Source organism: Acidocella facilis ATCC 35904 (assembly GCF_000687875.1).
GTDB classification, from domain to species: Bacteria; Pseudomonadota; Alphaproteobacteria; order Acetobacterales; family Acetobacteraceae; genus Acidocella; species Acidocella facilis.
Genome location: NZ_JHYG01000012.1, coordinates 63043 through 73555, shown reverse-complemented (window position 1 = coordinate 73555; position 10513 = coordinate 63043). Strand labels below are relative to the sequence as shown.

Below are 10513 nucleotides of genomic sequence, written 5' to 3'. Positions count from 1 at the left end.
CACAGGCGGAAGCCCTGCTGGATGGGTTGCAGGGTGTTGGTCATGTCATCGCTGACGCTGCCTACGACGCAGATCCCCTACGCGCTTTCATTGCCAATGATCTCGGTGCAACCGCTCAGATCAAGGCTAATCCCAGCCGCGCCATAAGCCCCCCAATCGACTGGAGGCTCTACAAGGAGCGCCATCAGGTCGAGTGCTTCTTCAATAAACTCAAACGCTTCCGCAGAATCGCCCTCAGATGCGAAAAAACCATCAAAGCCTTCATGGGCTTCGTACATCTCGCTTGCGCCATGATTTGGCTACGATGAATGCAGACACGACCTAGCCTTCTGTTCGAACGAGCAACCTTATCCGATCAAACGAGTCCGTTTGATCAGCGTGGGCTCGCGCGCGGCGGTGCCGGTGGCGTGGGTGAGGGGGCTGTTCTCGCGTGAGGTCTGCCCATAGGCCTCGTTAAAAATGGTGGGGTTACAACCGCCCAGAAACTGAAACGCGCCGGGTGAAATTCTACGAATATGCTCCGTTAAAAAACGGGGGGATTACCTTGCCTTTGGTTGCGCCGTCTGGCTCGAAGATCACACCGATCTTCTTCGCGGTCAGTCAATGAACTCCAATCCAATGGCTTTTCCCATCACCCATACGCGGCGTACAAGCCGTGGTTCTTGGGTTCCTGCCTGGAAATAGAATGTTTCTGGAACTTGCGTCAGCCATTCAGTCTCAACACGTGCGCCTCTCTTCGAGAGTTCGACAACTAAACAGTCAACACCACTTCGCCGCTCATAGCTAAAAAGCAGCTTGCCTCCCCAAAGAATTCGATGGCGTGCGACCTTTCTCCGATCCTGCGTGCTCGCTGGAAAAGGCAGGATAACACGCGATTCATTCGGTTTCATCTGTAAGATTTTCTAAGTGCCAGCCCCGGAAATACGAAAATTCTTGCACGACAGATCGATATAATCACCTGAATATGACTGATGATAGTCTCTGAACATGTCGAGATATGCTTCCGCCTCTTTCATGGCCTCTTCGGCTGATGCGAAATTCCGAATGCCTCCATTGTCAGCCATGAGGCCCCATGGGCTCAAACCATTTTCGTCAGCCGCGCGTGGAACCATGACAACCCATGGCTTTCTGATGCCCGGACGACTGACTGCGGCAAAGCCTACACAGATGAAGCAGTTCTGCCCACGTTTTTCCCAAACATAGTTAGATGAGCGATTAGTTTCTTTACTTTTTCTAAAGATATTCATTCTAACCGCCACCATTAGGGGTCCCTTGTGTAAGGGTGGCAATAGATAGGGCAGACAGCTCTATTGTTTGCTTGATTCATCAAGTTTTTGGATCTGGGTTGTCCTTTCGATTGTTAGTGAAAAGGGACCCCTTTTTGTCAATATCCAAGTCACTATTGGTCTTGGTCTCTTCTTCGACTACGCGCCCATAGGCCTGAGAATGTTAATTCGATTATGGGACAGCAAATGAGCAAAATTGGGTATGCCCGCGTGTCAACGGATGAGCAAAATTTGAGCCTTCAAATCGACGCTCTGAAAGCAGTTGGGTGTGAGAAAATTTTCTCTGATCAAGGCATCTCGGGAAGTCTCGCAAGTCGACCAAATCTCAACCGAGCTCTCCGAACCTTAAGGCCCGGAGACAAGCTCGTCGTATGGCGTCTCGACAGACTAGGCCGGTCTCTGGTCAACCTGATCCAGCTGCTCGATCAACTGGGAGAGAAGGGGGTCAGGTTTCATTCTCTGAATGAGAATATTGACACCACCTCGTCGGGTGGCAGACTGGTTTTTCACATGATGGCCGCTCTGGCCGAATTCGAACGCACTTTAATCAGTGAGCGGACCCGGGCCGGCATGGCTGCCGCGAGGGCTAAAGGTAAACATGTGGGGCGTCCCCCGTCATTAACTCATGAGCAGTGCCTCGACGCGATGCGGTTGATCAAGTACGAGAATCACTCGCTCAAATCTGTTGCAGAACGTTACAATGTTACTGCACACACACTGCTCCGCCGGATCAATTTGGAAATCAAACAAAATGAATGTTGCTGATTAACAACGTTTATGTTGTTACGGCCCTTATGCTGTTGAGCGCCCGTCACCTCGATCAGCGATAAGCGCTGCTGCCTTTGGCCGGGGGGATAGGAGTTCGCGGGTACCTTTGGAGCCGTTGCTCTGGCCTTCAGTGAGCTGCGGCGCTCTTGCTGATCGCCTCAATTGAGGTTGAGTGGCGAGCGCTCTGCGCCGCGGCGGCGTAGGCAAGGAAGCCGCGGGCGGCCCCGCGCGGCAGACGCGACTTGATCATTTGAATATCCCTGTTGAGTCGCCGGGTATCCAGTGGCCGTAAATGGCAGGCGAAAGGCAGGGACGTGCAGTTTTAACGACGATCACCGGCGCCAGGATCTTCATTTACATCTCAAGCACGATCATCGCCGGGCTTGGCCCGGTCGATGAAATGCAGCCGCGCAATCAGCCCCAGCCCGGCTTGCAGCGCCGCCCCGGTGGCGCAGACCAGCTGCGGCAGCACCAGCCATTCCAGCGTCCAGGCAGCGCCCGAACGCTCATTCTCATGCACCAGCGCCTGGTTCAGCGTCCCCGCCAGTCCGCCGGCAAAGCGCGCCAACGCCACCAGATGCTCCGCCGTTACCGGATTCACCTTATGCGCCATCGCCGAGGACGCGCCGCCGCCCTCTATCTTCAGCGCCCCATTCTCGCTCTGCGCCAAAATCGCCGCATCCTGGCCGATCTTGCCCAGCGCCCCGGCGATCATCGCCAGCAGCGCGCCGAACGCCACGATATTATCCCGCGCCGTATGCCAGCATTGCGCATCGCCCAGCCCCAACCGCGCCGCCAGCCCGGCCGCCACGGCATCTGCCGCCGCCCCCAGCTCCGCGCGGTTGCCCACTGGCCCGCCGAGCTGGATCACCAACAGCCGTGGGGCCAGCTCCGCAAGCCGGGCCAGATGCCGGTGCAAAGGCTGTTCCCAGCTCGCGATCTTGTCGCGCGCCAGGATGGGCAGAGCCGCCTGCATCCGGGTCTGCCCCATCAGCCGCACCGCGCCCTGCGCCGCACCCAAGGCTTGCAGCGCTGCGATCAAAGCCGTCAGCCGCGCCGCGAGGATGCTCAGAACCGGCTTCAGCCTTATCGTCAAAGCCGTATCCGTAACATCCTGGCTGGTCGCCCCCAGATGCAGCGCCTTTTGGTGCTCAACAGGCAGCGTCTTTCGCAGCGCTGCGACAAATCCCGGCCCGAGCACCCCATCCTTGAACAGCCCGGCCCGCAGCGCCGCCTCGTCCGGGGTGAAGGCCGTGCAGGCTCGCGCGATGGCCGAAGCCGCCGCGCCAGAGATCATCCCCGCCTCGGCCTGGGCGGCGGCCAAGGCGGTTTCGAACGCCAGCATGGCCCGCAGCTCCGCCGCGGGGGCGAAGAGCGGCGCCAGCTCGGCATCGTCGATCAGGGCAGAGGTGAAGGGCAGGGCGGTCATGGGGTCAGATATCGAAGAAAATCGTTTCTTTGTCGCCCTGCAAATGGATGTCGAAGCGATAGACCGGCACGCCATCCTCCTCACCATCCCGCGCCGCCACCAGCGTTGCCAGCCGCGCCCTCAGCTCGAAGCGGGTAAAGATCGGGTCGGCCTCGTTCGCCGCCGCCTCATCCGGGAAATACATCCGTGTATGCAGCCCGATATTAATGCCGCGCGCGACGATCCAGAGTGTCACATGCGGCGCCATCTTCCGCCCATCGATGAAGGGCACGGCGCCGGGCTTGATCGTCTCGAACCGGTAAATGCCGGAGACGCCATCCACGGGCTGGCGGAACCAGCCGGGGAAATTGGGGTCCGCCGCGCCGCGATGCTCACCCCGGCCGGGATAGAGCCCGTCCGCATCCGCCTGCCAGAGCTCCAGCAGCGCATCCCTCAGCACCGCCCCGGAGCCATCGAAGACCTGGCCGGTGATGATGATGCGCTGCCCCTTGGCCGCGGCCGGGCAGGGGGCCAGGCCCAGATCCTGCGCGTAGACATGGTTGATGCCGATGAAATTCGGCGTGGTGCCGATATGCACATAGGGCCCGGCGGTCTGCGACGGGCTTTCCTTCAACCGGCTCAGCGATTGCACCATGGCTCAGTTTCCTTCCATGCGGTTTTCGAACATCGTCGAGCGGCGGCCGCGCAGCACGATGTCGAATTTATAGGCCAGCGTGTCCATCGGGATGGTCGCTTCGCGGTCCAGCGCCGCCACCAGCTGCGCCACCGCGGCCTTATCGGGGATGCCCATGACGATCGGGCATTGCCAGATCATCGGGTCGCCCTCGAAATACATCTGGGTGATCAGACGCTGCGCGAAGGCATGGCCGAAGATCGAGAAATGGATATGCGCCGGGCGCCAGTCATTCACCCCGTTCGGCCAGGGATAGGCGCCGGGCTTGATGGTGCGGAACCAGTAGCGGCCTTCCTCATCCGTGATCGAGCGCCCGCAGCCGCCGAAATTCGGGTCGATGGCGGCGAGATAGCTCTCCTTCTTGTGCCGGTAGCGCCCGCCGGCATTGGCCTGCCAATATTCCAGCAGTGCGCCCGGCACCGGCCTGCCATCCTCGTCCAGCACCCGACCATGCACGATGATGCGCGGGCCGATCGCATCGCCGGTGGTGGCGTAATTGCGGATCAGGTCGTTATCCAGCTCGCCCAGCATGGCGTGGCCGAAGACCGGCCCGGTCATTTCCGAGAGCGTGTTGTTGAGCGAGAGCAGCGCGTGTTTCGGGCTGCGCAGCACCGAGGTCTTGTAGTTCGGCGTGAAGGCGGGCGGGTGCCAGGCGCGGTCGCGCTGGTAGAAGCCGCCATTATGGTTGGGCGCGGGGGCGTTACGCATTTCTGTCCTCCTTTGGCGCCGCCATTTCGGCATAGGCCTGGGCGGCGATCTTGAATGCGTGGTTGGCGGCGGGCACGCCGGCATAGATGGCGACGTGCAGCAGTGCCTCCTTGATGTCGTCCATGCTGGCGCCGGTATTGGCGGTGGCGCGGACATGCATCGCCACCTCGTCATGATGGCCAAGGGCCGCCAGCAGCGCGATGGTGAGCATCGAGCGCTCGCGCAGGGGAATGGTGCCGCGCGACCAGACATTGCCCCAGGCGGCCTCGGTGATCAGCTCCTGGAAATCCGCATTGAAGGGCGTGGTGTTGGCCACCGCCACATCCACATATTTGTCGCTCAGCACCTTGCGGCGCGTCTTCATCCCCTGGGTGTAGCGGGGGGAGGGGTCAGGCATTCAAATGCTCCTCGAAATGCCGCTTCAGCAATGCCAGCAGCGCGGCGGGCTGTTCGGCGGGGGGGATGTGGCTGCATTGTTCAATCAGCTCGAAGCGCGCGTCGGGAATGCGCGCCGCCGTCGCCTGCACCAAAGCGGGCGGGGTGGATTGGTCGCCATCACCGCAGACCACGAGGGTCGGGGTGCGGATGGCGGCGATTTTGTCGGTCAGATCCGCCGCGCGCAGAGCCGCGCAGGCGGCGGCGTAGCCGTCATTCGGCGTGCCGCACAGCATCTGGATCCAGCCCTGCAGTTCCACGGGCCTTTCGGCATGGAAGGCGGGGGTAAACCAGCGTTCCATCACCGGCCCGGCGATGCTGGCCAGGCCGTTTTCCGTCACCGCCTTGATGCGGGCATTCCAGCTCGCATCATCGCCGATTTTCGCAGCGCTATCACAGATGACCAGGGCGGTGAGGCGCTCCGGCGCCTTCAGCGCGATCTGCTGGGCGATCAAGCCGCCGATGGAGAGCCCGACAAAGGCGAAGCGCGCCAGCCCGAGATGGTCCGCCAGCGCCAGCGCGTCATCCGCCAGCATCGCAATGCTGTAGGGGCCGGGGGCGTTTTCCGAGAGGCCGTGGCCGCGCTTATCGTACAGCACCACCCGGTAGCGGTCAGAGAGGGCATGGGCGATTTCGTCCCACAACCGGCAATCAGTGCCGAGCGAGTTGGCGAAAATGATCGCCGGGGCGTCGGCCGGCCCGGTCTCGCGCCAATGCAGCCGCACATTATTCAGCCTGGTGAATGCCATGTTTCGTTTCCTCCTGGGCGCGTGGCCCCGTTGCGATTGACTAAAATACTTTCAGAGTTTCATGTAAAATGAGATATTTCACATAAACCATAACCTGGGGGTTATATGCCGACTCTGCGTGGCGAAGGGCTCGACCCCCGCATCAAGCTGCGTCACCTTAGCGTGTTTCTGGAAGTGGTGCGTACGGGCAGCGTGGTCCAGGCGGCTTCGGCGCTGGGGCTGACCCAGCCGGCCTTGTCCAAGACCATCGCCGAGCTGGAAGAGATATTGCAGGTCAAACTTTTCGACCGCGCCGGCCGCAAGCTGAGCCTGACCAGCTTTGGCGAGGTGTTCCAACGCTATGCCGGCGCCAGCCTGACGGCGCTGAAGCAAGGCATGCGCTCGATGGCGCAGGCCCGTGACGATCAGGCGGCGGCGTTCTCCATCGGCGCGCTGCCCACCGTCTCGGCGCGTATCCTGCCGCGCGCGGCGGCGCGGTTCATGGCGCAGGGTCTGGGGTTGAAGCCGCGCATTGTCACCGGGCCGAACGGCTATCTGCTCTCCCAGCTGCGGCTGGGGGAGGTGGATCTGGTGATCGGGCGGATGGCGGAGCCGGAGATGATGCGCGGCTTTGCCTTTGAGCATCTGTATGAGGAAGCCATCGCGCTGGTGGTGCGGCCGGCGCATCCGCTGCTGAAATCGCAGCGCTTCGATTTGGCGGCGATTGCCAATTACCAGCTTTTGATGCCCCCGCCCGGCTCGATCATCCGCCCGACCGCGCAGCGTTATCTCACCGCACATGCGCTGGGGCCGTTTGCCGGGGAGATCGAGACCATCTCCGACAATTTCGCCCGCGCCTATGTGCGCGCCTCGGATGCGGTGTGGATCATCTCGGAAGGGGTGGTGGCAGAGGAGCTGGCGCATGGGTTTCTGGCCAGGCTGCCGGCGGATACGAGCGCGACGCTGGGGCCGGTGGGGCTGACCACCCGCACGGATGTGCAGCCCTCCTTGCCGGCCCAGCTTTTCGCCCAATCCGTCCGCGAAGCGGTGGCGGCGCTGGGGTGATCAGACCCGCTCCAGCGCCAAGGCCAGCCCCTGGCCGACGCCGATGCACATGGTGACCAACGCGCGCTTGGCACCGCGCACCTCCATGCCATGCACCGCCGTCATCGCCAGGCGCGCGCCCGAGCAGCCGAGCGGATGGCCCAGCGCGATGCCGCCGCCATGCGGGTTGAGATGCTCCGCCGCCGGGTTGACGCCGAGCTGACGCAGCGAGGCGATGACCTGCGAGGCGAAGGCCTCGTTGAATTCGATCAGATCGAAATCATTGATGGTCAGCCCGAGTTTCGCCATCAGCTTGCGGCTGGCCGGCACCGGGCCGATGCCCATCACATCCGGCTCCACCCCGGCCGTCGCCATGCCGAGGATGCGCGCGCGCGGGGTGAGGCCGTGTTGTCTCGCGGCCGCTTCGGAGGCGATGATCATCGCCGCGGCGCCGTCATTCACGCCCGAGGCATTGCCGGCGGTGACGGTGCCATCGGCGCGGACGATCGGCTTCAGCTTCGCCAGCCCCTCCAGCGTGGTCTCGGCGCGGGGATGCTCATCGACGCTGATGCTGACCTCGCCTTTTTTGCTTTTCACGATCACCGGGGTGATCTCGGCGGCGAGATAGCCGCTGGCTTGCGCGGCGGCGGCGCGCTGCTGCGAGCGCAGGGCGAATTCATCCTGCTCCGCGCGGGTGACGCCAAAGCGCTGGGCAACGGTCTCGCCGGTCTCGGGCATCGAGGCGGTGCCGTACATCTGGTGCATTTTCGGGTTGACCAGCCGCCAGCCGACCACCGTGTCCTCGATCTTCATGTCGCGGGAGAACGGGGTGGCGGATTTCGCCATCACGTAAGGGGCGCGGCTCATGCTCTCCACCCCGCCGGCGAAAGCGAGGTCGATCTGCCCGGTGATGATGGCGCGCGCGGCGGTGCCGACCGCATCCGCGCCGGAGGCGCAGAGCCGGTTCATGGTGGTGCCGGGAATGCTCACCGGCAGCCCGGCCAGCAGGGCGGCCATGCGGGCGACATCGCGGTTATCCTCGCCGGCCTGGTTGGCGCAGCCGAAGATCACCTCGTCGATCGCCTCGACATCGAGCTGGGGGTTGCGGGCGATCAGCGCGGCGATGGGGATGGCGGCGAGATCGTCCGTGCGGGTGGTGGCCAGCCCGCCGCCGAATTTGCCGATCGGGGTGCGGATGGCGTCGCAGATGAAAGCCTCGCTCATGCCGCCACCTTCACCGGCGCGGCGGTGCGGGCCTGCACGTCCTCGGCGGTGATGCCCGGCGCCAGCTCCACCAGCGTCAGCCCACCATTGATCTTGTCGCAGGCCAGCACGCAGATATCGGTGACGATGAGATCCACCACCCCGGTGCCGGTCAGCGGCAGGTCGCATTTTTCCTTGATCTTGGGCGAGCCATCCTTGGCGTTATGGTCCATCACCACGACCACGCGCTTGACCCCGGCGACGAGATCCATCGCCCCGCCCATGCCCTTCACCATCTTGCCGGGAATGGTCCAGTTGGCGATGTCGCCCTTGTCGGAGACCTCCATCGCCCCCAGCACCGCCATGTCGATATGGCCGCCGCGGATCATCGCGAAACTGTCGGCGGAGGAGAAGAAGCTGGAGCTGGGCAGGGTGGTGACGGTCTGCTTGCCGGCATTGATCAAATCCGGGTCGGCCTCGCCCTCATAGGGGAAGGGGCCGATGCCGAGCAGGCCGTTCTCGCTCTGCAGCGTCACGTTGACGCCCTCGGGGATGTAGTTTGCCACCAGGGTCGGGATGCCGATGCCGAGATTGACGTAGAAACCATCCTGCAATTCACGCGCGGCGCGGGCCGCCATCTGTTCACGGGTCCAGGGCATGTCAGGCGGTCTCCCTCTTGCGCTCGGTCAGTTTCTCGATGCGCTTTTCATTGATCGTGCTCTTGATGATGCGGTCCACATAGATGCCGGGCGTGTGGATATTTTCCGGGTCGAGACTGCCGACCGGGACGATCTCCTCGACCTCGGCAATGGTGATCTTGCCCGCCGTGGCCATGTTCGGATTGAAATTGCGCGCGGTCTTGCGATAGACCAGATTGCCCGCCTCATCCGCCTTCCAGGCCTTGACGATGGCGAGGTCGGCTTTCAGCCAAGTCTCGCGCACATAGGCGATGCCATCGAATTCCTCGACCGGCTTGCCCTGCGCGACCACGGTGCCGACCCCGGTGCGGGTATAGAAGGCCGGAATGCCCGCCCCGCCGGCGCGGATGCGCTCGGCCAGCGTGCCTTGCGGGTTCAACTCCAGCTCCAGCTCGCCGGAGAGGTAGAGCTGCTCGAACAGCTTGTTCTCGCCAACGTAAGAAGAGATCATCTTCTTGATCTGCTTGTTGTTGAGCAGCATCCAGAGGCCGAACCCGTCGGCGCCGCAATTATTCGAAATCACCGTGAGGTTTTTCACCCCGGCATCCCGGATCGCCGGGATCAGGCTTTCGGGGTTGCCGGAGAGGCCGAAGCCGCCGGACATGATCGTCATCCCGTCAAACAACACGCCCTTGAGGGCGGCTTCAGGACTCGCGTAGATTTTTTGCATATTTCCTCTTGCGTCCAATCCCGGAATAACCGATTATCGGTTAAACTGTTCGTTAATCGGAGATATCGCGCCAATGGCTGAGGAAGTCAAGGAAAAAGCAGAGGCGCTCGACCCGCGTTTCATGACCTCGCTGGCGCGCGGGCTGGAGGTGCTGGCGGCGTTCGAGGGGCAGGAGGGGTTGAGCGTCACCCAGGCGGCGAAGCTCACCGGGCTGCCGCGCTCGGCGGTGGGGCGCTGCCTGTTTACGCTGGAGCGGCTCGGCTATGTGGCGGCGGAGGGGACAAGCTACCGGCTCTGCCCCGGCGTGCTGCCGCTGGGCCGGGCCTTTCTGCTGGGCGACAGGCTGGCGCGGGCCGGCCAGCCGGTGGTGGAGGCGCTGCGCGACCGGCTGGGGGAATCCAGCTCGCTGGCGATGTTCGATACGCGCAGCCGGCACCGCGCGGTGCTGTATGTGTGCCGGGCGGAGACGATGCGCATCATCTCGGTGCCGCTGCTGATCGGCAGCATGTTGCCGAGCTATTGCACCTCCAACGGGCGGGTTTTACTGGCTGCCCTCACGCCGGACGCGCTGCGGGCCTATCTGGCGGGGGCGGAGCTGGCCGCGCGCACGGCCAAGACCCTGACCAACACGCAGGCGCTGCAGGCGGAGCTGGCGCGGGTGCGCGACCAGGGCTGGGCGATGACGGATGGCGAGCTGGAGCCGGGGCTGCGCTCCATCGCCGTGCCGGTGCGCGGGCCGGACGGGCAGGCGCTGGCGGCCCTCAACCTCGCCACCCAATCCGCGCATCGTGACCAGGGCTGGCTGCTGCACACCGCCTTGCCGGAATTGCAGGCGGCGGCGGCGCATCTGGGGCGGGTGGCGTTTCGGTAG

General features: G+C 63.2%; 14 protein-coding genes. 4 read left to right on the top strand and 10 right to left on the bottom strand.

Annotated features, from left to right (window positions below; genetic code table 11):
• On the top strand, positions 1 to 308 hold a 308-nt coding region (locus T331_RS0113975; RefSeq protein ID WP_026440473.1), incomplete at its 5' end, for an IS5/IS1182 family transposase.
• 288 nt (positions 309 to 596) lie between these two features.
• Here the strand turns inward: T331_RS0113975 and T331_RS20305 are convergent.
• Positions 597 to 890 carry a hypothetical protein gene (locus tag T331_RS20305; protein WP_205619776.1) on the bottom strand — a complete coding sequence of 98 codons (294 nt, stop codon included), beginning with the start codon at positions 888 to 890 and terminating at the stop codon, positions 597 to 599.
• A gap of 12 nt (positions 891 to 902) precedes the next feature.
• Positions 903 to 1247 (bottom strand): hypothetical protein, encoded by a 345-nt coding sequence (locus T331_RS20005; protein ID WP_155992725.1) that lies wholly within the window; start codon positions 1245 to 1247, stop codon positions 903 to 905.
• Positions 1248 to 1472: 225 nt separating this feature from the next.
• On the opposite strand from T331_RS20005, the gene T331_RS19550 reads away from it, so the two are divergent.
• The gene (locus tag T331_RS19550) at positions 1473 to 2051 is read left to right on the top strand and encodes a recombinase family protein (protein WP_039885228.1); all 579 of its coding nucleotides are present in this window, start codon (positions 1473 to 1475) and stop codon (positions 2049 to 2051) included.
• A 364-nt stretch (positions 2052 to 2415) separates the two neighbouring features.
• Here the strand turns inward: T331_RS19550 and T331_RS0113965 are convergent, their stop codons facing one another.
• Genes T331_RS0113965 through pcaD form a run of 5 tightly spaced genes read right to left on the bottom strand, consistent with a single transcriptional unit; the run spans position 2416 to position 6048 of the window.
• A complete protein-coding gene (locus T331_RS0113965) occupies positions 2416 to 3483 on the bottom strand; it encodes a 3-carboxy-cis,cis-muconate cycloisomerase (RefSeq protein ID WP_026440472.1) in 1068 nt (355 codons plus the stop codon).
• A gap of 4 nt (positions 3484 to 3487) precedes the next feature.
• Positions 3488 to 4117, bottom strand: a complete 630-nt coding sequence (gene pcaG, locus T331_RS0113960) for a protocatechuate 3,4-dioxygenase subunit alpha (protein WP_026440471.1) — start codon at positions 4115 to 4117, stop codon at positions 3488 to 3490.
• A 3-nt stretch (positions 4118 to 4120) separates the two neighbouring features.
• Positions 4121 to 4864, bottom strand: a complete 744-nt coding sequence (gene pcaH / locus T331_RS0113955) for a protocatechuate 3,4-dioxygenase subunit beta (RefSeq protein WP_008493821.1) — start codon at positions 4862 to 4864, stop codon at positions 4121 to 4123.
• Positions 4857 to 5261: a 4-carboxymuconolactone decarboxylase gene (pcaC, locus tag T331_RS0113950; RefSeq protein ID WP_008493822.1), complete on the bottom strand. Its 405-nt coding sequence runs from the start codon at positions 5259 to 5261 to the stop codon at positions 4857 to 4859. Before pcaC ends, pcaH begins: the two co-directional genes overlap by 8 nt.
• The gene (gene pcaD, locus T331_RS0113945) at positions 5254 to 6048 is read right to left on the bottom strand and encodes a 3-oxoadipate enol-lactonase (RefSeq protein ID WP_026440470.1); all 795 of its coding nucleotides are present in this window, start codon (positions 6046 to 6048) and stop codon (positions 5254 to 5256) included. Before pcaD ends, pcaC begins: the two co-directional genes overlap by 8 nt.
• A gap of 105 nt (positions 6049 to 6153) precedes the next feature.
• On the opposite strand from pcaD, the gene pcaQ reads away from it, so the two are divergent.
• Positions 6154 to 7092, top strand: a complete 939-nt coding sequence (gene pcaQ / locus T331_RS0113940; protein WP_026440469.1) for a pca operon transcription factor PcaQ — start codon at positions 6154 to 6156, stop codon at positions 7090 to 7092.
• Here the strand turns inward: pcaQ and pcaF are convergent, their stop codons facing one another.
• The 3 genes from pcaF to T331_RS0113925 are packed head-to-tail and all read right to left on the bottom strand — an operon-like array spanning position 7093 to position 9642.
• Complete coding sequence (gene pcaF / locus T331_RS0113935) at positions 7093 to 8295, bottom strand: 3-oxoadipyl-CoA thiolase (protein WP_026440468.1); 1203 nt, start codon at positions 8293 to 8295, stop codon at positions 7093 to 7095.
• A complete protein-coding gene (locus T331_RS0113930) occupies positions 8292 to 8933 on the bottom strand; it encodes a 3-oxoacid CoA-transferase subunit B (protein WP_026440467.1) in 642 nt (213 codons plus the stop codon). Before T331_RS0113930 ends, pcaF begins: the two co-directional genes overlap by 4 nt.
• 1 nt (position 8934) lies before the next feature.
• Positions 8935 to 9642 (bottom strand): CoA transferase subunit A, encoded by a 708-nt coding sequence (locus T331_RS0113925; RefSeq protein WP_008493828.1) that lies wholly within the window; start codon positions 9640 to 9642, stop codon positions 8935 to 8937.
• Positions 9643 to 9715: 73 nt separating this feature from the next.
• Between T331_RS0113925 and T331_RS0113920 the strand changes: the two genes are divergently transcribed.
• Positions 9716 to 10513 (top strand): IclR family transcriptional regulator domain-containing protein, encoded by a 798-nt coding sequence (locus T331_RS0113920; protein ID WP_026440466.1) that lies wholly within the window; start codon positions 9716 to 9718, stop codon positions 10511 to 10513.

Coding starts and splice junctions, on each gene's coding strand:
- T331_RS20305 (WP_205619776.1), bottom strand. CDS start 890: ATGAAACCGAATGAATCGCGTGTTATCCTGCCTTTTCCAGCGAGCACG.
- T331_RS20005 (WP_155992725.1), bottom strand. CDS start 1,247: ATGAATATCTTTAGAAAAAGTAAAGAAACTAATCGCTCATCTAACTAT.
- T331_RS19550 (WP_039885228.1), top strand. CDS start 1,473: ATGAGCAAAATTGGGTATGCCCGCGTGTCAACGGATGAGCAAAATTTG.
- T331_RS0113965 (WP_026440472.1), bottom strand. CDS start 3,483: ATGACCGCCCTGCCCTTCACCTCTGCCCTGATCGACGATGCCGAGCTG.
- pcaG (WP_026440471.1), bottom strand. CDS start 4,117: ATGGTGCAATCGCTGAGCCGGTTGAAGGAAAGCCCGTCGCAGACCGCC.
- pcaH (WP_008493821.1), bottom strand. CDS start 4,864: ATGCGTAACGCCCCCGCGCCCAACCATAATGGCGGCTTCTACCAGCGC.
- pcaC (WP_008493822.1), bottom strand. CDS start 5,261: ATGCCTGACCCCTCCCCCCGCTACACCCAGGGGATGAAGACGCGCCGC.
- pcaD (WP_026440470.1), bottom strand. CDS start 6,048: ATGGCATTCACCAGGCTGAATAATGTGCGGCTGCATTGGCGCGAGACC.
- pcaQ (WP_026440469.1), top strand. CDS start 6,154: ATGCCGACTCTGCGTGGCGAAGGGCTCGACCCCCGCATCAAGCTGCGT.
- pcaF (WP_026440468.1), bottom strand. CDS start 8,295: ATGAGCGAGGCTTTCATCTGCGACGCCATCCGCACCCCGATCGGCAAA.
- T331_RS0113930 (WP_026440467.1), bottom strand. CDS start 8,933: ATGCCCTGGACCCGTGAACAGATGGCGGCCCGCGCCGCGCGTGAATTG.
- T331_RS0113925 (WP_008493828.1), bottom strand. CDS start 9,642: ATGCAAAAAATCTACGCGAGTCCTGAAGCCGCCCTCAAGGGCGTGTTG.
- T331_RS0113920 (WP_026440466.1), top strand. CDS start 9,716: ATGGCTGAGGAAGTCAAGGAAAAAGCAGAGGCGCTCGACCCGCGTTTC.